We start from the raw sequence: 22091 nt of genomic DNA on the forward strand, positions 1-22091 counted from the left end.
CCCCATACCGAGGTCCCCACAAGCACGCGTGTTGCGCATCCATCCACAGATATGCCCATTCATGGCGGTGAGTGCTTGTCAGTGTCAGTGGTGCCGGGTAGTCTCATAACAGGCTTCGAACACAAGTTCGACACGAGGGGGTGGGGGGCATGACCGAGCGGATGTGGATCGACGTCGAGAAAGAACTCATCCGCGACGTCGTCCCCACCCCGGCCGGCATGGCCTACGTCACCGAGGTCCTGGCCGACACGACCATCACCAGCGAGCAGGACGCGATCGACATCATCGCCCGCGGCGAAGACCTCAAGGCCGCCACCGCGGCCGCCCAGGCCCGCGCGGCCGCGGTACTGGACCTGCTGCGCCGCACGCGGGAGGACATCAACGGCCTGCCCCGCGAGAGGCAGGGCCGCGGCCTGGCCCAGGAAGTGGCCCTGGCCCGCCGCGAATCACCCCACATGGGCGACCAGCACCTGCGTGCGGCCAGGATCCTGGTCGACGACCTGCCCTACACCCTGGCCCGCATGGAGACCGGCGAGCTCACCGAGGACAAGGCCCTGCGCCTGGTCCGCGAGGTCGCCGACCTCGAGGGCAAGGACCGGCGGGTCGTGGACACCGAGCTCGCCGGCGAGATCACCCGCCTGAGCCTCCAACAGATCACCGACCGGGCCCGACGCATCGCCATGCGCCTGGACGCCGACGCTGCCGCCGAACGCGAACGAGCCGCCCGCGACGCCCGGCGGGTGACCGTGCGGCACGCGCCCGAGCCCGGCATGGCCTTCGTCACCGCCCACCTGCCTGTCATCGACGCCCGACGTGTCTACGACTCCCTCACCCAGGAAGCCGACACCCTCCTGACCACCCGCACCACCACCGACATCGACACCGGCGCGGGCACCGGTGAGGACCCGGCCCCCGACTGCCCACGCCAGATCCGCACCGCCTTCGGCAACACGCAGCACGACGCGACCTGCCACTGCACCACCACCGCCGACACCCCCGACGGCACGTCCGGCGAGACCGCGGGCGAGATCGCGGGCGAGACCGTGGATCGTCGCTCGCGCAGTCAGATCGTCGCCGACCTGCTCGTCGAACGCCTCACCGGTACCCCCACCACCGCGTCCCGGGACATCGACCTGACCCTGGTGATGACCGAGACCACCCTGCTCGGCGGCGACGAACCCGGCTGGGTCCCCGGCCTCGGCCCCCTGCCCGCACCCACCGCCCGGGCCCTGATCGATCCCGACCGGGCCGGCGCCGACCGGGCCGGCGCCGTCGAGCTGCGCCGTATCTGGACCGACCCCGCCAACGGCACCATCACCGCCACCGACTCCCGCGCCCGCACGTTCTCCGCCACCGCCAGGCGCGCCCTGGCGATCCGGGACGACGTCTGCCGCACCCCCTACTGCGGAGCACCCATCCGCCAGGCCGACCACGCCACCCCCTGGGCCACCGGCGGGGCCACCACCCTGGCCAACGCCTCCGGCCTGTGCCAACGCTGCAACCTGATCAAGGAACACGAGGGCTGGGCACACGAGGCCACCAGCAGCAGCCTCACCGTGCGCACCCCGACCGGCCACACCTACCAGGCCCCCACCAGCCACCTCGCCCGCCCCGACCCCACCGACCTGCCCCGCATCAGCCACCACCGACACGGAGCCGGCGGCGACCGCCACCCACCACCACAACCACACCCCGATGCGAACGACCCGCCCGATATGGCGGATGAACCCGAAGAGTCGGTGTGAGCCAGCGATTCCGAAGACCCTGGCGTTCTCGGTAAGTCCGGCGACCCCGGAGACCCGGGTGAGTCCGGCGACCCCGGAGACCCTGGCGACCTCAGTGAGCCCAGCGCCCCCGGCGCCTCGCCCGCCCCTCGCCAGCCCGGCACGACCTAACCGGCGGCGGTCAGCAGCTCCTGCACCGCCGTCCAGATCGAGACCACCGCGAGCAGGACGCCCAGCGCGAGCGTGAGGGTGCTCGGCCTGCTGCGGTTCGACAGGCGGGCACCCGCCTGGGCGGCGAGCGCCGACACCGCCGCGAACACGAGCACGACGACCAGGTGCAGGTGCACGCCCGCCGCGAGCCGCGTCGTCATCCCCACCAGCCCGGTGACGACCATGACGAGAAGGGACGTCCCCACCGCGTCGCGGACGCGGAAGCGCAGACCCAGCGTGAGCGCCGGCACGACGGCGAAACCACCGCCGACCCCGAAGAACCCCGTCAGCCCGCCCACGCCACCAGCCCAGGCCACCACCCCGGTCGCCCGCGGCGGCCGCTCGTCCTCAGCCTCAGCCGTCTCGGCACGCTCCCCGACCCGCAGCCGGTACCCCTTGCGGAACATCAGCCCCGCGACGACGAGGAGCAGACCCGCGAAGGTGGCCATCAGCACGACGTCGGGCACGGCGATCGAGCCGAGCGCCCCCGCAACCGTCGCCACCGAGGCAATGGCGGCGAACAGGAGCCCGGACCGCCATCGCACGTGCCCCGCCCTGGCGTGCGGGACGATCGCGCTGAGCGCAGAGATCGTCACCACCACCAGCGAGCCGGCCGCCGCCGACTGCGGCTCCTGCCCCATGACGTGCACGAGCACCGGCAGGGTGAGCACCCCTCCCCCGCCACCCAGCGAGCCGACGATCACACCGACGACAACGCCGGCGAATACCGCGAGGAGGACGTCAGGCACGAGCCCTCAGCACGGGCTCCTCAGCCACGCCAGCCGGCCGCCCGCTGCCCGGCCACCCAGGCGGCGACCTGCGTGCGCCGCTGGAGGCCCATCTTGCTCAGCAGCGAGGTGATGTGGTTCTTCACCGTCTTCTCGGCCACCCCGAGCTTCTCCCCGATCTCCCGGTTCGACAGCCCGTCGCCGATGAGGTCGAGGACCTTGCGCTCCGAGGGGGTCAGGTCCGCGGTGGGGTCGTCGTGGGCCGCGCGCCGCCGGGTGACGGTGCGCGCGTCGAGCAGGGTGCGCCCCTGGGCGACGGCGTGCACGACGTCGGCGATCTCCGCCCCGCGCACCGTCTTGAGCAGGTACGCCTTGGCGCCGACCTCGAGCGCGGCGGCCAGCGCGTCGTCGTCGTCGAAGCTGGTCAGCACGATGGGCCGGGCCGCCGGCACCTTCTCGCCGAGGGCCCGGATGAGGTCGATGCCGGAGCCGTCACCGAGCTGGAGGTCGACGAGCAGGACGTCGGGGCGCACGAGCTCGGCGCGGCGCAGTGCGTCGGCCACCGATCCCGCCTCGGCCACCACGGACAGGCCCTCGGCACGGTCGACGACCTCCGCGATCCCACGGCGCACAACCTCGTGGTCGTCGATGATCATCACGCGGACGTCGCCGCCGCTCGAGGTGCTGCTCATGGGACCGAGCCTATCCGTCGCCGCGGCGCGCGCCGCTGGCATCTCGGGCACGAGACCGACCGACGGTTCATGAACGGCTCGACCCGCAGCGGCGTCCCGCACCGGTCGCACGGCTCGCCGGCCCGGCCGTAGGCGTGCAGCTCGCGGGCGAAGTACCCGGGAGTCCCGGCGACGTCCACGTACAGCGCGTCGAAGCTCGTCCCGCCGGCCGCGAGCGCCGAGCGCATGACGTCCCGGGCGTGCCCGTACAGCTCGCGCAGCCGGGCGGCCGGGAGGGTGTCGGTGGCGCGGGTCCCGTGCAGCCGGGCCAGCCACAGGGCCTCGTCGGCGTAGATGTTGCCGACGCCGGAGACCAGCGTCTGGTCGAGCAGCGCCCGCTTGACCTCGGTGCGCCGGCGCCGGGTGCGAGCCACCAGGTCCGCGAGGTCGAGGTCCGGGTCGAGCAGGTCCCGCGCCACGTGCGCCACCCCCGTCGGCACCACCGCGGCGGGCGAGCCGAGCCCGCCCGGGAGCCCGTCCGGCGTCGGGACCGTGGCCTGCAGGTCGACGTAGCCGAAGGTGCGCTGGTCGACGAACCAGGCCTGCGCGCCGTCGTCGGTCGTCAGCCGCACCCGCAGGTGCGGGCCGGGCTCGAGCTCGACGCCGGGCCGGTGGACGAGGAACTGCCCCGACATGCCCAGGTGGGTGAGCAGAGCCTCGGCCCCGTCGTCGAGCAGCAGCCACAGGTACTTGCCGCGACGCACGACGGCGGTGACCACGCAGCCGCGCAGGGCATCCAGCCCGGCGGCTCCGCCGGCGGCGTGCCGCACGGCCCGCGGGTGGCGGACCTCGACGCCGGTGATTGTGCGGCCGACGAGCACCGGCGCCAGGCCGGCGCGGACGACCTCGACCTCGGGCAGCTCGGGCACTATGTCGTCGGCTCAGGCTGCGCGGTCGGTCCGGACTCGTCGTCGGTCACCGACTCGTCGTCCCCGACCCGCGCCCCGACCCAGGCGTAGGCCGCCTCGGCGGCCTCGGCCTCGGCCACCTTCTTGGAGGCGCCCGTGCCCGAGCCGGCGACCTCCTCGTCGAAGGTCACCACCGCGGTGAAGACCCGGGCGTGGTCGGGCCCCTCGTGGGTGAGGGTGTACGTGGGCGCCGACAGCCCGGCGGCGGCCGCCGCCTCCTGCAGCGAGGACTTCCAGTCCAGCGCAGCCCCGAGCGTGCTCGCCCGGCCCAGCAGCGGGCCGACGAGCCGCGTGACGACCTCGCGCGTCGGCTCGAGCCCGTGCCCGAGATACATCGCCCCGATGAGCGCCTCGACGGCGTCGGACAGGATCGAGTCCTTCTCCCGCCCGCCCGAGGACCGCTCCCCGCGCCCGAGCAGGATGTAGTCACCGATCCCCAGCTCCCGCGCGACGACGGCCAGCGCCTTCTGCGACACCGTCGCCGCCCGCATCCGCGCCAGGTCGCCCTCGGGGACCTCGGGATGGGTGCGGTACAGGTGCTCGGTGACGATGACGCCGAGCACCGAGTCGCCGAGGAACTCCAGTCGCTCGTTCGTGGGCAGCCCCCCGGCCTCGTGCGCGAAGGAGCGGTGCGTGAGGGCCAGGACGAGGAGCTCGGGGTCGATCGTCAGCCCGAGCTGCTCGGTGAGGCGCTCGACGTCGTCGCGGCGGGTGGGGCCCTCGTCGGCCGCACCGCGTCGGGAGCGGCCGCGGCTCACCGCTCGTCCGTGCTCTCGTCGGGCGCGCTCTCGCCGGCCTCCGGCTCACCCTCCCCGGACCCGCTCGCCAGGGCGGCGAGCGCCGCCCAGCGCGGGTCGAGCACCTCATGGCCGTGGTCGGGCTCGGCGTCCTCGAGCCGGATCCCGCACACGTCGCACAGCCCCTGGCAGTCGGGCCGGCACAGCGGGGTGAAGGGCAGGCCCAGCACGACGGCGTCACGCACCACCGGCTCGAGGTCGAGGTCGTCCCCGCCGATCACGGGGTAGTCCTCGGCGTCCTCGTCGCCCTCCTCGACGAGCCGGGCGCGCACGTCGGGGTGGTAGAAGAGCTCGGTCAGCTCCACCTCGCTCACCTCGTCGATGGGGTCGAGGCAGCGCGAGCACTCCCCGTGCAGGCGGGCGCGGACCGGCCCGGTGACGAGGATGCCGTCCGAGACGGCGGTGAGCGTGAGGTCGAGCTCGAGCTCGGTCCCCGCGGCGACGCCGAGCACCGCGGTCCCCATCTCCTCGGGGGCCGGCGCGGTGAAGGACATCTCCCGCACGCTGCCCGCGCGGCGGGCGAGGTCGCGGACGGAGACGGTCAGCGGGGCGCTCATCGGGAGGCCGCCCGTCCGTGCTGCGGGGTGTGCTCGCCCCGCTCCGAGCGCTCGGACCGCTGCGCCCGTTCCGACCTCTCGGGCTTCTCAGCCGGCTGACCGGCCTTCGAGCGGAGGAACTGCCGGCCAGCGCGGACCTGCTGGGTGATCGCCTCGAGCTCGGACTCGAAGCGGCCGAGCTGGTCGTCGGCGTAGGCGTCGGCGTCGGCGGCGCGCCGGGCGGCGGCCTCCTCGGCCTCGGCCACCAGGCGGCTCGCCTGCTCGTTGGCCTGGGCGATGACGGGCTCGTCCTGGACGAGCCGGGCCGCCTGCAGCTCGGCGTCGGCGACGATCTCCTCGGCCCGGCCGCGGGCCCGCTCGAGCACGGCGTCGGCGTCGGCGACGATGCCGTCCGCCGCCGCGATCGAGGCCGGCACGACGGCGCGCGCCGACGCCACGAGGTCGAGCACCTCGGCGCGGTTGACGATCGCCGAGGAGGACATCGGCATCGACCGCGCCTCGGTGACGATGCGGCGCAGCTCGTCGAGGATGGCGAGGAGCGACTCGCCGGCGTCGTGCGTGTCGTCCGTGGGCTCGGTGGTCATGCCGGGACTCCTGGGGGTCGGGGCGGCTCGGTGTCGGTCACCGGGCCGCGGCGGGATCGGCTCAGCGCGTCGGGCAGGGCCCGCGCGACGTCGGGTGGCACGAGGTCGTCGAACCGGCCCCCGTGCCGGGCCACGTCCTTGACCATCGAGGAGGCGACGTGGCCCAGGGCGGGGTCGCCCATGACGAAGACGGTCTCGACGCCGGTGAGGTGCCGGTTCATCAGCGCCATCGCCTGCTCGGCGTCGACGTCCGCGGCCCCCCGCAGGCCCTTGACGATGGCGTTGGCCCCGACGTCGGCGCAGTACCGGGCCAGCAGCCCGGGCACGCGCTCGACGACGACGCCGTCGATGTCGGCCACGGCGCGGCGCACGAGGTCGACGCGCTCGTCGTCGGTGAACAGGTAGCTCTTGGCGGCGTTGGTGGCCACGGCGACGACGACGCGGTCGAACATCGCCCGGGCCCGCCGTACGACGTCGACGTGCCCGAGGGTGACCGGGTCGAACGATCCGGGACAGACGGCAAGACTCATGGTGCGTCCACGGTAGCCGCCGCCGGGTCGAAGACCGCGAGGTGCACGGTGGTGTCGCCGTAGCGGCGCGACCGCACCGGGTCCAGGCCCGCCGGCCAGGTCGGCTCCGGGGCGCGCCGGTCCCGCTCGACGACGACGACCGCGTCCCCTGCGAGGTGGCCGTGCTCGACGAGCCGGGCGAGGACGACGTCGAGGTCGGTGGCGGACAGCTCGTAGGGCGGGTCGAGCAGGACGAGGTCCGCGGGCCGGCGCGCCGGCGCCGCCACGTGCGCGGCGACGTCGGCGGTGACGACCTCGACGCCCGGCAGCCCGAGGCTGCGCGCGTTGTCCCGCACGACGGCGGCCGCCGCGGGCGCGCGCTCGACGAGGGTGACGGCGGCGGCGCCGCGGGAGGCAGCCTCCAGACCGAGCGCGCCCGAGCCGGCGTAGAGGTCGAGCACGACGGCGTCCTCGACCGCGCCCATCGAGCCCAGGGACGAGAACAGCGCCTCCCGCACCCGCTCCGAGGTGGGTCGGGTCCCCGAGCGGGGCACCTTGAGGGGGCGTCCGCCGACGCTCCCGGCCACGATCCGCGTCACGGGAGCACCCTACGTCCGCGTCCACGTAGCCTGCCGACATGCTGCTCGAGGCGCGTGACCTGCAGGTCGGCTACGCCCTGCCGGTGTGCCCGCCGGTCACCTTCACGGTCGGCCCCGGCGAGGCGCTGGCGGTGGTGGGCGTCAACGGGTCGGGGAAGTCGACGGTGCTGCGCACGGTGCTCGGCCAGATCCCCTCCCTCGGCGGTCAGGTGCGCCTGGACGGACGCGCCGTCGACCCCCGCTCGGCCCGGCACCGGGCAGCCGTCGCGCACGACCTCGGCGACGAGGTCTTCCTGCCGGGGCTGTGCGCCGCGGAGCACCTCGAGCTCACCGCCCTCGGCCACGGCGTGCCCGACCCGGGCGCCGCCGCGGCGGAGCTGCTCGAGGAGATGGGCCTGACCGCCCGGGCCCGGGCGCGGCCGGCCGCGCTGTCCTCGGGCCAGCGGCGCCGGCTGCTGCTGGCCGCGGCACTCGTGCGCCCGCGCGAGCTGCTCGTCCTCGATGAGCCCGAGTCGCGGCTGGACACCTCGGCCCGCCACCGCATGGCCGACCGGCTCGCCGACGAGCGCGAGGCCGGCGGCGCCGTGCTGTTCGCCTCCCACGACCCGGCGACCGTCCAGCTGGCCGCCACCGCCGTGCTCGTGCTCGGCGACGAGGACGTGCGGCTGACCGACCCCGAGGACGGCGCCGACGTCGTGGCCGGGCTGTGAGGGGGCGCCCGGCCGACCCCGCCCCGACCGGCAGGCAGATCCGGCGGTGGACGGCGCTGCGCCGCGCGACGGGCGGGACGACCTCGGTGGTGGACACCGTCGCCGACGTCTACATGGGCGTCCTGGCCGCGGCGATGGCGCTCGCCTCGGCCCTGTATGCGGCCCGGGACAGCGTCCTGACCGCGGCCGGCGCGAGCTCCGCCGGCGGGGTCGACGGTCTCGACGGCAGGCTCGACGCCGCCTGGCTGTGGCTGCTCGCGCTGGTGGTCGCCCTGGTCGAGGTGGTGCGGCTCGCCCGCCGGCTGGGGCCGGTCGGTCTGGACGCGGCCCGGGTGCGGTGGTGGCTGCCCCTGCCCGTGGACCGCCGCGGACTGCTGGGGCCGGCCGCCTGGCGGTGGCCTGCGCTCGGCGCCCTCCTCGGGGCGTGCCTGGGGGCCGTCGGCGGCGTGGCGCTCGGCGGGCCGGACACCCCTGCCTCCTCGATCCTCGCCTGTGCCGCCCTCGCCGCCTCGGTGTGCGCGGCCGCCTGCCTCGCGCTCGTGCCCGCTCAGGCCGGTGGGGGGCGTTCCCGGCCCGTCGACCTCGCGCTCGTCGTGGCCCGCACCGTGGTGGCCGGCGGGGCGGCCGCCGTCCTCGTGTCAGCCCCGCCGGCCCCGCCGCTGCCGGGTGCGGCCGCCCTGACGGTCGCCACGGCCCTGGCCGCGGCCCTCGCCGTGGTGAGTGTCGTCGCCGCGCGCCGGGCCCTGCCCCGCGTGCCCGACGGCGAGCTGGCCCGCGGCGGGCGGGTCGCCGGCGCCGCCGCCGGGGCCGCGCTCATGCTCGACACCCGCACCCTCGGCGACCTCGGCGCGGGCGAGGGTGCCTCCCTCGTGCGCCGGCCGCTGCGCACGCGCCTCCTCGCCCGCCTGCCGGCCCGGCTGCGCGCGCCCGCCGCGCTGCTGACCGCCGACCTCGTGGCCACCCGGCGCCGGCCCGGGGCGGCGGCGCGGCCCCTGCTGGCCGTCCTCGCCGTCGCGCTCGTGGCCGCGGCGCGGGTGCCGGACTGGGTGCTGCCCGTCGCCGTCGGGGTGGGCGGGTACCTCGCGGCCACGGCCGGGGCGAGCGGGGCGCGCGTGGCCCGCACGGACGAGGGGCTCGACGCCCACCTGCCCATGGGGGCGCGCGCCCACCGGGTGGTGCGGCTGGCCGCCGCGTGGTGCGTGGCGGCGCCCTACGTCCTCGGGGCGGCGCTCGTGCTCGCCGGGGGCAGGCCGGCGCCCGCCCTGGCCTGGTTGGTCCTGCTGGCGGCGGCCGCGATCGGCTGGGCCGCCGCCGCGCTGCGCTGGGCCTACCGCAAGGACGACCACGGCACCGGCCCCGTCGCGCCCTCCCCGTTCGGACCGGTGCCGATCGGGTCGATCATGCTGCTGCTGACCGGGCCCGACCTCGCCGTCGTGGCGTCGGTGACGGCGGGCCTGGCGGTGTGGTCCGGCGCCCCGACGGCCGCACTGACCGCGGTGGCCGTCTCCGTCTCGCTCGGGCTCGCCTGGGCGGTGACGCGGCCCGCTCAGGTCTTGTCGAGGTAGGCGTCCTCGCCGTCGGCGAGCTCGATCGCCAGGGCGGCGACCAGATCCGGGTGCGCGTCGAGCGCCGGGTCCTCGGCGACGAGCTCGCGCGCGGCGGTGCGGGCCTCGGCGATGATCCCGGCGTCCCGGGCCAGCCGCAGCAGGCGCAGCCCGGAGGTCCGCCCCGACTGGGCGGTGCCCAGCACGTCGCCCTCGCGCCGCAGCCCGAGGTCGGCCTCGGCCAGGGCGAACCCGTCCGACGTCGAGGCGAAGACCTCCAGCCGCTCCCAGGCCACCGTCCCGGGCTCGGCCGCGCTGACGACGAGGCAGATGCTGGCCCGCTCGCCGCGCCCGACCCGCCCGCGCAGCTGGTGGAGCTGCGAGAGGCCGAAGCGGTCGGCGTCGAGGACGACCATCACGCTGGCCTCGGGCACGTCGACGCCGACCTCGACGACGGTGGTCGCCACGAGCACCGGCGTCTCGCCCGAGGCGAAGGCCGCCATCGCGCGCTCCTTGTCCTCGGCGGCCATCCGCCCGTGCAGGGTGCCCACGGCGACGCCGGCGAGCGCCGCCTCGGCCGCCAGCCGCGCCGAGGTCTCGGCCACCGAGGCCGAGGGGGCCTCGGGGTCGTCCTCGGCGTCGATCCGGGGCACGACGACGTAGGCGCGCCCCCCGGCGTCGACCTCCTCCCGCACGCGTTCCCACACGCGCGCCATCCAGCGGGCGTTGGCCGCGGGGACGAGCGTGGTGGCGATGGGCGATCGGCCAGCCGGCAGCTCGTCGAGCACGGAGGTCTCCAGGTCGCCGAAGACGGTCATCGCCACGGTCCGCGGGATGGGGGTGGCCGTCATGATGAGCTGGTGCGGGACCGCCTCGCCGCGGGTGCGCAGGGCGTCGCGCTGCTCGACGCCGAACTTGTGCTGCTCGTCGACGACGACCAGGCGCAGGAACGGGATCTGCACGGTCTCGGTGAGCAGCGCGTGGGTGCCGACGACGATGCCCGTCTCCCCCGAGGCCAGGTGGGCGAGCTCCTCGCGCCGGGCGGCGGCGCCCTGGGAGCCGGTGAGCAGGCCGACCCGGGTGGCCGGGCCGTCGGGGGCGTCGAGGCGGCCGGCCCGGCCGAGCGGCCCGAGCAGCGCGGTGAGCGAGCGGTGGTGCTGCTGGGCGAGGACCTCGGTGGGGGCCAGCAGCGCGGCCTGCCCGCCGGCGTCGACGACCTGGAGCATGGCGCGCGCGGCGACGACGGTCTTGCCCGAGCCGACCTCGCCGTGCAGGAGCCGCTGCATGGGGGTCGTGGCCGCGAGGTCGGCGGCGATGGCCTCCCCCACCTCGCGCTGGCCGCGGGTGAGGTCGAACGGCAGCGCCGCATCCAGCGCCGAGCGCAGGCCCCCCGTCACGGCGGCGCTGGGCTCGGCGGGGTCGGCCGCGGCCTCGGCCCGGCGGCGCGCCAGCGCGGTCTGCACGAGGAAGGCCTCCTCGTGGCGCAGGGTGCGCGCCCCGCGCTCGACCTCGCGCTCGTCGAGGGGGTGGTGGATGGCGCGCAGGGCCGCCAGCGAGCCGAGCAGGTCGTGCTCCTGCCGGTAGCCCGCGGGCAGCGGCTCGGGCAGGTCGCCGGCGCGCAACGGGTCCAGCACGGAGCGCACCGTCGAGGCGATGACCCACGACGGCAGCCCCCGGGTGGCGGGGTAGATCGGGGTGGGGCGCCGCGCCTCCTCGGCGGCCAGGGCCTGGGCGGCGGCGCCGTCGTCGCCGGCCTCGAAGGTCTGGTAGTCCGGGTGGGTGAGCTGGGGCTCGTCGCGGAAGACCGAGACCTCACCGGTGAACTGGCCGCGCACCCCGGGCCGCAGCCGCCGCGTGTGCATCCCGAAGGAGCGCGGGTGGGAGCCGAAGAAGACGAGGGTGAGATCGTCGGTGCCGTCGGTGATGGTGACGACCAGGCGGGCGCCGCCGCGGCCGCCGCCGCGCGAGACGCGGGTCTCGGCGCCGACCACCTCGGCCACGACCGTCACCGGCTCTCCCACCCGCAGGTCGGCCAGCGAGGTGAGGCGGCCGGGCGCGACCCAGCGGAAGGGGTAGTGGCGCAGCAGGTCCCGCTGCGTGCGGACGCCGAGCCGGGCGAACTTGTCCGCGGCGGCCTTGCGCACGAGGCGTGAGACAGGGGCGTCGAGCCCCGCGGGGTCGTGCGTCCGTCCGGCTCCGGTCACGGGGCCAGGTTACGGTGGCCCGCCGACGTCCGGCCCCGCACCTGTGGGGCAACGCACGCGTCGGGGCGCCGTCCCACCCTTGGGGGCACCGCGCGACCTCGGGTACGCTGTCCCGGTTGCCCGTCCGGCCCTGGCCGTCGCATGGGCGTGCCGACCATCGGCCCGCGGCTCCCGCCGCTGCCGTCCCGTACGAGTCAGGAGAACCACCGTGGCTGCGACCTGCGACATCTGTGGCAAGCACCCCAGCTTCGGCAAGACCGTGTCGCACTCCCACGTGCGCACGTCGCGCCGCTGGAACCCGAACATCCAGCGCATCCGCGCCAACGTCGACGGCGCGCCGAAGCGCATGAACGTGTGCACCTCGTGCCTCAAGGCCGACAAGGTCACGCGCTACGTCAAGAGCTGAACGCCCGGGCCGCGTGCCCGCACCGACGAGGGGCCCCGCCGATCGGCGGGGCCCCTCGTCGTCCCGTCTCACGCGAAGTGCTCGAAGCCCCCGACGCCGGCCACCGGCTCCCCGTCGAGGAGCACGACGCCGCCGCCTTCCGCCGGCAGGACCCGGCCGACCGGGCGGAAGCCCGCCGGCAGCTCGGCGTCGGCGGGGAAGGTCGCCAGCAGGCCGTGGTCCTCGCCGCCGGTGAGCACCCAGTCCATCGCGTCGGTGCCCAGCTCGGCGCCTGCCTGCGCGAGGGCGCCGGCCCCCGCGTGCGCGCCGGCGTCGTCGAGGCCGGCGGCACCCGCGAGCAGTCCGGCGTCGACGTCGACCACGACCCGCGAGGCCCGGGCGACGCGGCCCGCGTCCCGCAGCAGCCCGTCGGAGACGTCGATCATGGCGCTCGCCCCGGCGCGGGCCGCCGCGGGGCCCAGGGCGTAGGGCGGCGTCGGGCGCAGGAACGCCTCGACGACCGGGTCGCGGGGGTCCGCGTCGCCCGGGCGCGCGCCCGCCTCGAGCAGCGCGTACCCCGCCGCCGCCCGGCCGAGCACGCCCGCGTGCGCGAGGACGTCGCCGGGGCGGGCACCGGAGCGGAGCACGGGATCGAGCCCGCACAGGTCGCCGTGCACGGCCACCGAGACCACGAGCGCCTCGGCCGCCGTGAGGTCCCCGCCCACGACCCCGACCCCCATCGGCGCGCACTCGGCCGCGAGCCCGCGCGCCAGGTCGCGCACCCAGGTCAGCGGGGTGTGGCCGGGCAGGCCGAGGGAGACCACGAGGGCGATCGGCTCGGCACCCATCGCCACGACGTCGGCGAGGTTCTGCGCGGCGGCCCGGGCCCCGACGTCGGCCGCCGTGCCCCAGTCGGAGCGGAAGTGGTGGCCCTCGACGAGCATGTCCGCGCTGACCACGAGCCGGGCGTCGGAGGAGGCGACGACGGCGCAGTCGTCGCCGGGGCCCACGAGCGTCCCTTCGCCGGCGGGCAGCTCGGGCAGCAGGACGGCCAGCACCCCGTCCTCACCGACCTCGCGCACGGTGCGCTCGGCAGGCGAGACCTGGGGGCTGCGGCTGGGCGTGGGCACCGGGACACGCTACCCAGGTCGTGGACGTAGCCTGACGACCATGCCCCGCCGCCGCCTGATCCTGCTCGCGGGGGCGCTGGCCGCGCTGTCCCTGACCGGCTGCGGCACCCCGGTGTCCCTCGACCCGGCGCCGACCGCGTCGGCCCCCGACTGCGGCGACGTCCTGCAGTCCACCCCCGACGTCCTGTCCGGGTCCGACCGCCGCTCGACGACGGCGCAGGCCACCACCGCCTGGGGCGACCCGGCCGTCACCCTGCGCTGCGGCGTCGAGCCCCCGCCGCCCACCACCGCCGAGTGCCTGTCGATCGAGCTGCCCGACGGGCGGGTGCACGACTGGATCCACACCGACGCCGGGGCCACCCTCGACGAGGCCGGCCCGGCGGGCGTCGAGTCGACCTGGGTCTCCTACGGCCGCATCCCCGCGATCGAGGTCCGGGTCCCGGCCGAGCTGTCCGACCAGGCCTCCGCCGTGCTGGTCGACCTCGACGGCGCCGTCGAGATGACCGAGCAGGTCGCCACCTGCGTGGGCGCCGAGGAGGTCGCCTCCGCGGAGGCGACGACCGGCTCCTGAGGCAGGCCGAGTCCCTACCGCAGGCCGGGGCCCTAACGCAGGCCGAGTCCCTACCGCAGGCCGACCGGCCGCTCGAGCGCGAGCGCGACCAGCTCGTCGAGCAGCGCGGGGTAGCTCAGGCCGGTGGCCTCCCAGACGACGGGGAACATGGAGAACGGCGTGAACCCGGGCATCGTGTTGAGCTCGTTGACCACGACCGTCTCGCCGTCGACGAAGAAGTCGACCCTGGCCAGTCCCTCGCAGCCGAGCGCCTCGAAGGCGTGGACGGCGAGCTCGCGCACCCGTGTGGCCACGTCCTCGGGCAGGTCGGCGGGCGCCGCCATCTCGAGGCCGTCGGTGTCGACGTACTTCGCCTCGTAGTCGTAGAAGCCGGCCGGCGCGCCGTCGAGGACGATCTCGCCGAGCAGGGAGGCCCGGGGAGCGTCGCTGCCGTGACCGCCGAGGACCCCGCACTCGATCTCCCGCCCGGCGACCGCGGCCTCGACGACGACCTTGGGGTCGTGCTCCTGGGCTCGGGCGATCGCGGCGTCGAGGTCCTCGAGCCGGTCGACCTTGGAGATGCCGATCGAGGACCCGGCCCGGGCGGGCTTGACGAACAGCGGCAGGCCGAGGGCGGCGACCTCGGCGCGCACGCCGTCGGCGTCGGTGGCCCAGCGGCGCGCCGGGACCGCCACGTAGGGGCCCACCGGGAGCCCCCGCGCGGCGAGCAGCACCTTCATCACGTCCTTGTCCATGCCGGCCGCCGAGGCGAGCACACCGGAGCCCACGTAGGGCACGTCGGCCATCTCGAGCAGGCCCTGCAGGGTCCCGTCCTCGCCGAAGGGCCCGTGCAGCAGGGGCAGGACGACGTCGATCCGGCCCGCGAGCGCCGACCCGTCACCGGTGACCAGCTCGCGGCTGCCGTCGAGGCGCAGGAGCATCGCCGCACCGTCTCTCACCGCGCCGTGGGCGGCCAGCTCGAGGGAGTCGGGGTCGGTGGGCCCCTCGACCCACCGGCCGTCCCGGGTGATGCCGACGGGCACAATCTCGTAACGATCGGGGTCGAGGGCCCTCATCACACCGGCCGCCGTCGCGCAGCTGACCTCGTGCTCCCCGCTGCGGCCGCCGAACACCAGGGCGATGCGGATCCGGGGCGCTGTGGGGCGGGTCTCGATACTCATCCCCCGCAGCCTAACGGCCACCTGTTCGCCGCTTCCCCGTGACCACGCCGTGACGGGATCGCGTCTCGCGTGAGGCAAGATCGACGTCGACCTGGCGGGCCCCCGACCGCCGACCCCACATCCGTGAAGGAGAACACGTGCGCGCTCGTCGTGCGGCCCTCGCCGCCACCGCCGCCCTTCTCGTCACCCTGGCCGCCTGCGGCCCTGCCGACGAGGATTCCTCCGGCGGCGACGGCTCGAACGTCGAGGCACCGCCCTCGGCCGGCTCGTCCACCACCGACGCTCCCCCGAGCGAGGAGGCCCCCACCTCCGACGACGAGGACGGCACGACCGACGGCCCGGACAGCGACGAGTCCGGCAGCGACCCCGCCGAGCCGCCCACCGACGACACCGCCGGCGAGGAGCAGCCCCCGGAGGGCTCCAGCGACGAGCAGGAGCCGGCCGGCGAGGACGCGCAGTGGATCTCGCCGGGCAGCTCCGACGAGGGTCAGGGCGACCTGGCGGGCGGCCCGCTGCTCGCCGTCGACGTCCGCTCGGGCATCCACCCGTACTACGAGCGCGTCGTCATCGATCTCGAGGGCGAGGGCGGCAACCCCGGCTGGTACGCCGACTACACCGGCGACCCCGTCGAGGACGGGTCCGGCGCCCCGATCGAGCTCGACGGCACCGCCTTCCTGCACGTCAACGTCACCGGCTTCCGCTACCCCGAGCCCGACGAGGAGTTCGTCCAGGGCGTCGTCGACGTCGACACCGCCGGCGTCACCGAGGTCTACGTCTCCGCCCCCTTCGAGGGCCAGATCCAGGTGGTGCTCGGGGTGGACTCCGCGCGCCCCTACCGCGTGTTCGTCCTGCCGGACCCGATGCGGCTGGTCATCGACGTCGAGACCGCGGGCTGACGCTCACCCCCGCACCCGGCGCGGGTGCGGGTCGCCGTCCCGGCGCATGTCCCACGGGCGCCCCGGCGCCCGCTCACCCCGCACGACGGCGAGCATGGCCGTCAGCCGGTCCGTCACCATGGCGGTCGCCGCCCGGGCGAGCACCTCGGGGTCCTGCTCCGCCGGATCGACGCCGGCGAGCAGCTCCGCCCGGCCCATCGGGCGCCCCGCCACGACGTCGGCGCCGCGGCGCGGCAACGGGTGGAAGCGGCGGGTGAAGGGCGGCAGGACCCGCTGCCCGCCCCAGACCACGACCGGCACGAGCGGCACCCCGGCGCCGAGCGCGAGGCGGGCCGCCCCGGGGCGGGCGGTCATCGGCCACAGGTCCGGGTCCCGGGTGAAGGTGCCTTCGGGGAAGACGACGACGCAGCCACCGGCGGCCAGCCGCTCGCGGGCCACCTCCAGGGCGTCCGCGGCGGCCTCGGTCCCGCGCAGCACCTCGACCTGCCCGGCGGCCCGCAGTGCTGCGGCCACCGGCGCGCGGGCGAAGAGCTCGGACTTGGCCAGGTACGACGGCGGGGCACCGTGGGACCAGAGGAAGTCGCCCACGAGCAGCGGGTCGAGGTTGGAGACGTGGTTCACGGCCACGACCACCCCACCGGTGGCCGGCAGATGCTCGCCACCCAGCCAACGGCGGGACATGAGGAGCCGGGTCGGGGGCCGGATCAGCGCGGCGGCCAGGCGCAGCGCCGGCGGGGCGGGTCGGGGCACCGGCCGATGGTACGTGCGCCTCAGATCCAGCCGTGCTCGCGGGCGCGGTGCGCGGCCTCGTGGCGATTCACGGCGCCCAGCTTGCTCGTGGCCGAGGAGAGGTAGTTGCGCACCGTGCCGGCGGTGAGGTGGGCGCGCTCGGCGATCTCCTCCACCGGGGCCCCTTGGCCGGCGAGGTCGAGGACGTCGGCCTCGCGCGGGGTCAGCGGGGAGTCGCCGGCGCCGATGGCCTCCGCGGCGAGCTCGGGGTCGACGTAGCGCCCGCCCTCGTGGACCTGGCGCACCACCTGGCTGAGCACCGTGGCGGAGACCGTCTTGGGCAGGAAGCCGGCCACCCCGACCGACAGGGCGCGCTTGAGGTAGCCCGGACGGCCGTGGCTGGTGACGATGACCGAGCGGGTGCCGGGCAGGACCCGGGCGATCTCGGTGGCAGCCTCGATGCCGTCCAGGCCGGGCATCTGCAGGTCGAGCACGACGACGTCGGGCTCGTGCTTGCGGGCCGCGTCGACGGCCTCGGTGCCGGAGGCGGCCAGGGCGACGACCTCGAGATCATCCTCGAACCCGAGCAGGGAGGCCAGGGCGTCGCGGATGAGGGTCTCGTCGTCGGCGAGCAGGATGCGGATCATCGGGCGGCCTCCGGGACGCGGTCGGTGTCGCGGGCCTCGAGGTTCGCCGGGAGGCGGGCACGCAGGGTGAACCGGTCGCCGTCGGCCTCGGCCGTCAGCGAGCCCCCGGCGCGGTCGACGCGCTCGGACAGGCCGGCCAGGCCGCTGCCGCGGGGCGCCTCCGTGCCGCTCGTCGTGGCGGCGTCGTTGGTCAGCGTGAGCACCGCGTCCCCGCCGTCGACGTCGAGGGAGAGCTCGACCCGCCGCGCCGAGGAGTGGCGGACGACGTTGGTCACCCCCTCGCGGACCACCCACGCCAGCACGTCCTGGGCGGCGAGGCTGATGCCGGTGACGTCACCGGTGATCGACGTGACGGCGCCGGTGGAGCGCAGCAGGGAGCGGGCGCCGTCGAGCTCGTCGGTGAGGTCGGCGCGCCGGTATCCGGCCGCGACGGAGCGGACCTCGGCGAGCACCTCGTGGGCGAGGTCGCGCACGCTCGCCATCTCCCCCGGGGCCTCGGGGCGGCCCCGGCGGGACAGCTCGGCGGCGAGCTCGGACTTCACGGCGATCGCGGACAGGGAGCGGCCCACCGTGTCGTGCAGGTCGCGGGAGAAGCGCAGCCGCTCCTCGGCGACGGCGAGCCGGGCCTCGACCTCGCGGGCGGCCTCGATGCGGCGGACGACCCCGACCATCCACACCGACAGCCAGACGGAGAAGGCGAAGCCGAGGAGGATGCCGGCGGTGGCCAGGGAGAGGACCACGAGGTCCTGTGCCCGCAGGCCCGGGACGAGCGCGGCGGCGAGCATGACGACGCCGATGGCCGGCAGGGCGGCGAGGAGGACGACACGGGCCGACCAGCGGGGCGCGACGGCGGAGAAGGCGGAGGTGACGCTGGCGGTGACGAGGAAGCCGCCGCCGTTGGACCACACGACCGCCATCGGCACGAGCAGGACCCCGCCCAGCGAGGTGACGAGGGTCGTCGTGGCCAGCGCAGCCAGGTTGCCTCGGCGCCCGGTCCCACGGCCGAGCTGGATGTCGAAGGAGTCCCGCAGCACCCGCACCAGCACGAAGCAGTGGACGAGGGAGAGCGCGACGAGGAGGACCGTGACCGCCCCCGGCGCGATCTCCACCAGGGGCACGGCGGTGCCCTCGCGTCGCTCGCGGCCGGCCGCCACCGGGCCCACGAGGTAGATGATCGGGACGAGCACCATGATGCTCACGAGCGACCACCAGGTGTACGCCTCGAACCGGCGGGCGTCGCTCATCGATCGCCAGCGCTCGACCACGCGCATCCGTGGCACCTCTCCTCCGGTCGTCGGTCGGTGGACAGTGTCGCAGGCCGGGCCGGGCGCCTCCTGGCGACCGGCCGGGCCCGCGGCGTCGGGGTGCGTCAGCGGCGCGGCTCGAGCGGCATCTTCCTCGCGACGACGACGGCGAGCACGACGGACCAGACGACGAGCACCGCGACCGGCACGGCGGCCTCGACGAACGTCTCCGCGAAGCTCAGCTGCTCGCCGGCGGCGGTCGTCCCGCCGAGCCCGATCGAGACGAGCTCGGTGACCGGCATGACCGGGAGGAGCTCGATGACCGTCTGCACCCGCTCGGGGAAGACCGACGCCGGCACGAGGGCCCCGGAGAGGATGAGGCCGATGAGCATCATCGGCATCGTCGTCAGCTGCGCGGACTCCGCCGTGCGCGTGAGGATCGAGGTGACGTAGGCGAGCAGGACGAACACCACGGCCCCCAGCAGGACCCCGAGGACCGCGACGAGCGGGTTGGTCATCTCAGGGCTCTCCATCCGCCAGGCGACCACGCCGGTGCCGATGACGACCTGCGCGAGGAAGACGGTGACATTGGGGATCGCCAGCGCGGTGAGGACCTCCCACGTGCGGGCCGTCCCGGAGACCTGGCGCTTGAGGGAGAGGGACTGACGCCGGGCGACGGCCGCCGTCGTGAGGTTGAAGTAGACGGCCATGACGATGCCGAAGATGACGAGCATGCCGATCGCGCGCACCGCCATCGCCGGCCCGGCGGCCGAGGCGATGTCCTCCCAGACCGGCAGGGTGGTCATGAGGAGGAGCATCGCCGGGGCCATGAGGATGGCGTAGAAGGCGGCGACCGAGTTGCGCTGCAGGACCTTGAGCTCGGCGACGGCGAGCGCGGCGATCCGGCCGAGCGGGCCGCTGCGGCGGGGTGTGGCGGTCGGCAGCGCGGGGTTCGTGGTGGTGGGCTCGTTCGTGGTGGTCATGGGGTGCTCCTGGGTGGGGTGCGGACGGGTGTCGGCGGTCGCGCGGCTCATGCGGCGGCGTCCTGGTCGAGCTCGCTGCCGGCGATGCCGAGGAAGACCTGCTCGAGGGAGGCGTGCCGGGCGTCGAGGCCGTCGATGCGGACGCCGGCCTGGTCCGCGGCGACCATGAGCGCCGTGAGGGTGGCCTGCAGGTCGTGGGTCTCCAGGACGGTACGGCCCCGGGCCTGGGTGGGCCGGGCCAGCAGGTGCGGCAGGCCCGCGACGGGCAGGTCCTCGGTGCCGGCGGTCTCGAAGGAGATGCGCTCGGGCTCGTCGGCGACGATCTGGGCGAGGTCGCCCTCGCGGACGATCTCGCCGCGGTGCATGATGGCGATCCGGTCGGCCAGCCCCTCGGCCTCCTCGAGGTAGTGGGTGGTGAGCACGACCGTGGTGCCGGCGGCCAGCCGGGCCCGCACGAGGTCCCACAGGACGGCGCGGGACTGCGGGTCGAGGCCGGCGGTGGGCTCGTCGAGGAACAGCAGCTCGGGGTCGCCCATGAGGGCCAGCGCGAGGTCGAGGCGGCGGCGCTCGCCGCCCGAGAGCGAGGGGACGCGGACGCCTGTGCGGTGGGCGAGGTCGACCATCCGCAGGGCCTCCTCGGGCCCGACCGACCTCTCCAGGGTCCCGTGCCACGAGCGCGCCGTGTCGGCCACGGTCAGCTCGGCGACGAACCCGCTCTCCTGGAGCATGACGCCCATCCGGGGGCGGATCCGGGCGCGGTCCTTGACGGGGTGCCCGCCGAGGACGCTGACCCTGCCCTTGGTGGCGCGGCCGAGGCCCTCGAGGACCTCCATCGTGGAGGTCTTGCCGGCGCCGTTGGTGCCGAGCAGGGCGAAGAGCTCGCCCCGGCGGACGGTGAGGTCGACGCCGCGAACGGCCTCGAAGCGGTCGGAGCCCGTGCCGTAGGAGCGGCGCAGGCCCTGGGTCTCGATGACGGTGTCGGTGCTCGTTGCGTTCATGACAGCAACGATGCCGCCGGTATCGGGCCAGCACCCGTGCGTCAGCGCACCGATCGACGTGGCCGGTTCAGGGGCCACCCATGAGGTTTGTCAGCTGCTCATCGTCGCCGCGGCGCCGAGGGCGGTGAGCTTGTCGAGGAAGTGCTCGTAGCCGCGGTTGATGAGGTTGATCCCGGCGACGTTGGAGGTGCCCTCGCCGGCGAGCGCCGCGATGAGGTGGGAGAAGCCGCCGCGCAGGTCGGGCACGACGATGTCCGCGGCCCGCAGCGGGGTGCGGCCCGAGACGACGGCGGAGTGGTAGAAGTTGCGCTGCCCGAACCGGCACTGCGAGCCGCCGAGGCAGTCGCGGTAGACCTGGATCTCCGCCCCCATGCCACGCAGCGCCTCGGTGAAACCGAACCGGTTCTCGTAGACGGTCTCGTGGACGATCGACAGGCCCTCGGCCTGCGTGAGGGCGACGACGAGCGGCTGCTGCCAGTCGGTCATGAAGCCCGGGTGCACGCCGGTCTCGAGCACGATCGGCTTGAGGTCGCCGCCGGGGTGCCAGAATCGGATGCCGTCCTGGCGCACGTCGAAGGCGCCGCCGACCTTGCGGAAGGTGTTGAGGAAGGTCATCATCTCGGGCTGCGTCGCGCCCTTGACGAAGATGTCGCCGCCGGTGGCCAGTGCGGCCGAGGCCCAGGAGGCGGCCTCGATCCGGTCGGACAGACCGTGGTGGATGAAGCCCTCGAGCCGGTCGACGCCCTCGATGCGGATGGTGCGGTCGGTGTCGACGGAGATGATCGCGCCCATCTTCTGCAGGACGGCGATGAGGTCCATGATCTCGGGCTCGGTGGCGGCCCCGCGCAGCTCGGTGCGGCCGTCGGCGCGCACGGCCGTCAGCAGGGTCTGCTCGGTGGCACCGACCGAGGGGTAGGGCAGCTCGATGACCGAGCCGCGCAGCCCGCGCGGGGCGCTGATCGCGATGCCCGAGGGCAGCTTCTCCACCACCGCGCCGAACTCGCGCAGGATGTTGAGGTGGTAGTCGATCGGCCGGTCGCCGATGCGGCAGCCACCCAGGTCGGGGATGAAGGCCTCGCCGAGGCGGTGCAGCAGCGGCCCGCAGAAGAGGATCGGGATGCGTGAGGAGCCGGCGTGGGCGTCGATGTCGGCCACGTGGGCGGTCTCGACGTTGCTCGGGTCCAGCCGCAGGACCCCGGACTCGTGGTCGTGCTCGACGCCCACGCCGTGGATGCGCAGGAGGCCCGAGACGACCTCGACGTCACGGATGTCCGGGACGTTGTACAGCTCGGAGGGGGTCTCCCCCAGCAGCGCCGCGACCATGGCCTTGGACACGAAGTTCTTGGCGCCCCGCACGGTGATCTCGCCGGTCAGCGGGCGCCCGCCCTCGATCCTCAGGACGTCGTTCATCGTCAGCAGGTCGGTCATCGGGCCTCCGATCGTCGGTGCCCGACCGGGGGTGCCGGGCGCAGGTGGCTCCGGCCGCGGCCGGAGCGGTGCCCCGCGACGTTCGACGCGTGACGCCGAGCAGGATACGTCGGCG

General features: G+C 75.4%; 23 protein-coding genes. 6 read left to right on the top strand and 17 right to left on the bottom strand.

The annotated features are described in order from the left end of the window. The first annotated feature begins 149 nt into the window (after window positions 1-149). Window positions 150-1745 (top strand): HNH endonuclease, encoded by a 1596-nt coding sequence (locus tag AC3D3D_RS04155; protein WP_463660795.1) that lies wholly within the window; start codon window positions 150-152, stop codon window positions 1743-1745. Between the two features lie 146 nt (window positions 1746-1891). Here the strand turns inward: AC3D3D_RS04155 and AC3D3D_RS04160 are convergent, their stop codons facing one another. From AC3D3D_RS04160 to rsmD, 8 genes are read right to left on the bottom strand one after another with little or no spacing between them, the layout of a single operon-like run. Beyond that, the gene (locus AC3D3D_RS04160) at window positions 1892-2683 is read right to left on the bottom strand and encodes a sulfite exporter TauE/SafE family protein (RefSeq protein ID WP_463660794.1); all 792 of its coding nucleotides are present in this window, start codon (window positions 2681-2683) and stop codon (window positions 1892-1894) included. A gap of 20 nt (window positions 2684-2703) precedes the next feature. After that, the gene (locus AC3D3D_RS04165) at window positions 2704-3354 is read right to left on the bottom strand and encodes a response regulator (RefSeq protein ID WP_463660793.1); all 651 of its coding nucleotides are present in this window, start codon (window positions 3352-3354) and stop codon (window positions 2704-2706) included. Next, window positions 3351-4262: a bifunctional DNA-formamidopyrimidine glycosylase/DNA-(apurinic or apyrimidinic site) lyase gene (mutM, locus tag AC3D3D_RS04170; protein WP_463660792.1), complete on the bottom strand. Its 912-nt coding sequence runs from the start codon at window positions 4260-4262 to the stop codon at window positions 3351-3353. The genes AC3D3D_RS04165 and mutM overlap by 4 nt, the downstream gene beginning before the upstream one ends. After that, window positions 4262-5059, bottom strand: a complete 798-nt coding sequence (gene rnc / locus AC3D3D_RS04175) for a ribonuclease III (protein WP_463660791.1) — start codon at window positions 5057-5059, stop codon at window positions 4262-4264. The genes mutM and rnc overlap by 1 nt, the downstream gene beginning before the upstream one ends. After that, on the bottom strand, window positions 5056-5655 hold the full coding sequence (locus AC3D3D_RS04180) for a YceD family protein (RefSeq protein WP_463660790.1): 600 nt from the start codon (window positions 5653-5655) through the stop codon (window positions 5056-5058). The genes rnc and AC3D3D_RS04180 overlap by 4 nt, the downstream gene beginning before the upstream one ends. Further along, on the bottom strand, window positions 5652-6239 hold the full coding sequence (locus AC3D3D_RS04185; RefSeq protein ID WP_463660789.1) for a hypothetical protein: 588 nt from the start codon (window positions 6237-6239) through the stop codon (window positions 5652-5654). Before AC3D3D_RS04185 ends, AC3D3D_RS04180 begins: the two co-directional genes overlap by 4 nt. Continuing rightward, window positions 6236-6769 (bottom strand): pantetheine-phosphate adenylyltransferase, encoded by a 534-nt coding sequence (gene coaD / locus AC3D3D_RS04190; RefSeq protein ID WP_463660788.1) that lies wholly within the window; start codon window positions 6767-6769, stop codon window positions 6236-6238. The genes AC3D3D_RS04185 and coaD overlap by 4 nt, the downstream gene beginning before the upstream one ends. Beyond that, window positions 6766-7347, bottom strand: a complete 582-nt coding sequence (gene rsmD / locus AC3D3D_RS04195; protein WP_463660787.1) for a 16S rRNA (guanine(966)-N(2))-methyltransferase RsmD — start codon at window positions 7345-7347, stop codon at window positions 6766-6768. The genes coaD and rsmD overlap by 4 nt, the downstream gene beginning before the upstream one ends. Before the next feature lie 38 nt (window positions 7348-7385). On the opposite strand from rsmD, the gene AC3D3D_RS04200 reads away from it, so the two are divergent. Further along, window positions 7386-8057, top strand: coding sequence for an ABC transporter ATP-binding protein (locus AC3D3D_RS04200; protein ID WP_488512430.1), 672 nt, complete (start codon window positions 7386-7388; stop codon window positions 8055-8057). Then, a complete protein-coding gene (locus AC3D3D_RS04205) occupies window positions 8054-9622 on the top strand; it encodes a DUF6297 family protein (protein ID WP_463660784.1) in 1569 nt (522 codons plus the stop codon). The genes AC3D3D_RS04200 and AC3D3D_RS04205 overlap by 4 nt, the downstream gene beginning before the upstream one ends. Here AC3D3D_RS04205 and AC3D3D_RS04210 read toward each other — a convergent pair. Next, entirely contained in the window at window positions 9604-11805 is a 2202-nt protein-coding gene (locus AC3D3D_RS04210) for an ATP-dependent DNA helicase RecG (protein ID WP_463660783.1), read from the bottom strand. The two genes, AC3D3D_RS04205 and AC3D3D_RS04210, sit on opposite strands and share 19 nt — an antisense overlap. A 208-nt stretch (window positions 11806-12013) precedes the next feature. On the opposite strand from AC3D3D_RS04210, the gene rpmB reads away from it, so the two are divergent. Next, window positions 12014-12211: a 50S ribosomal protein L28 gene (gene rpmB / locus AC3D3D_RS04215; RefSeq protein WP_463660782.1), complete on the top strand. Its 198-nt coding sequence runs from the start codon at window positions 12014-12016 to the stop codon at window positions 12209-12211. 68 nt (window positions 12212-12279) lie between these two features. On the opposite strand, the gene AC3D3D_RS04220 is transcribed toward rpmB, so the two are convergent. Further along, the gene (locus tag AC3D3D_RS04220) at window positions 12280-13320 is read right to left on the bottom strand and encodes a thiamine-phosphate kinase (protein WP_463660781.1); all 1041 of its coding nucleotides are present in this window, start codon (window positions 13318-13320) and stop codon (window positions 12280-12282) included. 40 nt (window positions 13321-13360) lie between these two features. Between AC3D3D_RS04220 and AC3D3D_RS04225 the strand changes: the two genes are divergently transcribed. Further along, window positions 13361-13891 carry a DUF3515 family protein gene (locus AC3D3D_RS04225; protein ID WP_463660780.1) on the top strand — a complete coding sequence of 177 codons (531 nt, stop codon included), beginning with the start codon at window positions 13361-13363 and terminating at the stop codon, window positions 13889-13891. Window positions 13892-13941: 50 nt separating this feature from the next. Here AC3D3D_RS04225 and AC3D3D_RS04230 read toward each other — a convergent pair whose 3' ends face one another. Then, entirely contained in the window at window positions 13942-15051 is a 1110-nt protein-coding gene (locus AC3D3D_RS04230) for a D-alanine--D-alanine ligase family protein (protein WP_463660779.1), read from the bottom strand. 137 nt (window positions 15052-15188) lie between these two features. Here AC3D3D_RS04230 and AC3D3D_RS04235 point away from each other — a divergent pair, with 137 nt between their 5' ends. Next, window positions 15189-15947, top strand: a complete 759-nt coding sequence (locus AC3D3D_RS04235; RefSeq protein WP_463660778.1) for an AMIN-like domain-containing (lipo)protein — start codon at window positions 15189-15191, stop codon at window positions 15945-15947. 3 nt (window positions 15948-15950) lie between these two features. Here AC3D3D_RS04235 and AC3D3D_RS04240 read toward each other — a convergent pair whose 3' ends face one another. The 6 genes from AC3D3D_RS04240 to murA form a co-directional block, all read right to left on the bottom strand. After that, on the bottom strand, window positions 15951-16697 hold the full coding sequence (locus AC3D3D_RS04240; protein ID WP_463660777.1) for a lysophospholipid acyltransferase family protein: 747 nt from the start codon (window positions 16695-16697) through the stop codon (window positions 15951-15953). A 20-nt stretch (window positions 16698-16717) separates the two neighbouring features. Beyond that, the gene (locus AC3D3D_RS04245; RefSeq protein ID WP_463660776.1) at window positions 16718-17323 is read right to left on the bottom strand and encodes a response regulator transcription factor; all 606 of its coding nucleotides are present in this window, start codon (window positions 17321-17323) and stop codon (window positions 16718-16720) included. After that, window positions 17320-18594 carry a sensor histidine kinase gene (locus AC3D3D_RS04250; RefSeq protein WP_463660775.1) on the bottom strand — a complete coding sequence of 425 codons (1275 nt, stop codon included), beginning with the start codon at window positions 18592-18594 and terminating at the stop codon, window positions 17320-17322. Before AC3D3D_RS04250 ends, AC3D3D_RS04245 begins: the two co-directional genes overlap by 4 nt. A gap of 98 nt (window positions 18595-18692) precedes the next feature. Continuing rightward, window positions 18693-19550, bottom strand: coding sequence for an ABC transporter permease (locus AC3D3D_RS04255; protein ID WP_463660774.1), 858 nt, complete (start codon window positions 19548-19550; stop codon window positions 18693-18695). Between the two features lie 47 nt (window positions 19551-19597). After that, window positions 19598-20548: an ABC transporter ATP-binding protein gene (locus AC3D3D_RS04260; protein WP_463660773.1), complete on the bottom strand. Its 951-nt coding sequence runs from the start codon at window positions 20546-20548 to the stop codon at window positions 19598-19600. A 90-nt stretch (window positions 20549-20638) separates the two neighbouring features. Then, complete coding sequence (gene murA / locus AC3D3D_RS04265) at window positions 20639-21958, bottom strand: UDP-N-acetylglucosamine 1-carboxyvinyltransferase (RefSeq protein ID WP_463661057.1); 1320 nt, start codon at window positions 21956-21958, stop codon at window positions 20639-20641. Between the last annotated feature and the right edge of the window lie 133 nt (window positions 21959-22091).

This window comes from Georgenia sp. X1117 (assembly GCF_057784635.1).

Bases quoted from the DNA above. Each gene is read 5' to 3' on its own strand.
- AC3D3D_RS04155 (WP_463660795.1), top strand. From the start codon at position 150: ATGACCGAGCGGATGTGGATCGACGTCGAGAAAGAACTCATCCGCGAC.
- AC3D3D_RS04165 (WP_463660793.1), bottom strand. From the start codon at position 3,354: ATGAGCAGCACCTCGAGCGGCGGCGACGTCCGCGTGATGATCATCGAC.
- AC3D3D_RS04180 (WP_463660790.1), bottom strand. From the start codon at position 5,655: ATGAGCGCCCCGCTGACCGTCTCCGTCCGCGACCTCGCCCGCCGCGCG.
- AC3D3D_RS04185 (WP_463660789.1), bottom strand. From the start codon at position 6,239: ATGACCACCGAGCCCACGGACGACACGCACGACGCCGGCGAGTCGCTC.
- coaD (WP_463660788.1), bottom strand. From the start codon at position 6,769: ATGAGTCTTGCCGTCTGTCCCGGATCGTTCGACCCGGTCACCCTCGGG.
- AC3D3D_RS04200 (WP_488512430.1), top strand. From the start codon at position 7,386: ATGCTGCTCGAGGCGCGTGACCTGCAGGTCGGCTACGCCCTGCCGGTG.
- AC3D3D_RS04225 (WP_463660780.1), top strand. From the start codon at position 13,361: ATGCCCCGCCGCCGCCTGATCCTGCTCGCGGGGGCGCTGGCCGCGCTG.
- AC3D3D_RS04230 (WP_463660779.1), bottom strand. From the start codon at position 15,051: ATGAGTATCGAGACCCGCCCCACAGCGCCCCGGATCCGCATCGCCCTG.
- AC3D3D_RS04245 (WP_463660776.1), bottom strand. From the start codon at position 17,323: ATGATCCGCATCCTGCTCGCCGACGACGAGACCCTCATCCGCGACGCC.
- AC3D3D_RS04250 (WP_463660775.1), bottom strand. From the start codon at position 18,594: ATGCGCGTGGTCGAGCGCTGGCGATCGATGAGCGACGCCCGCCGGTTC.
- AC3D3D_RS04255 (WP_463660774.1), bottom strand. From the start codon at position 19,550: ATGACCACCACGAACGAGCCCACCACCACGAACCCCGCGCTGCCGACC.
- AC3D3D_RS04260 (WP_463660773.1), bottom strand. From the start codon at position 20,548: ATGAACGCAACGAGCACCGACACCGTCATCGAGACCCAGGGCCTGCGC.
- murA (WP_463661057.1), bottom strand. From the start codon at position 21,958: ATGAACGACGTCCTGAGGATCGAGGGCGGGCGCCCGCTGACCGGCGAG.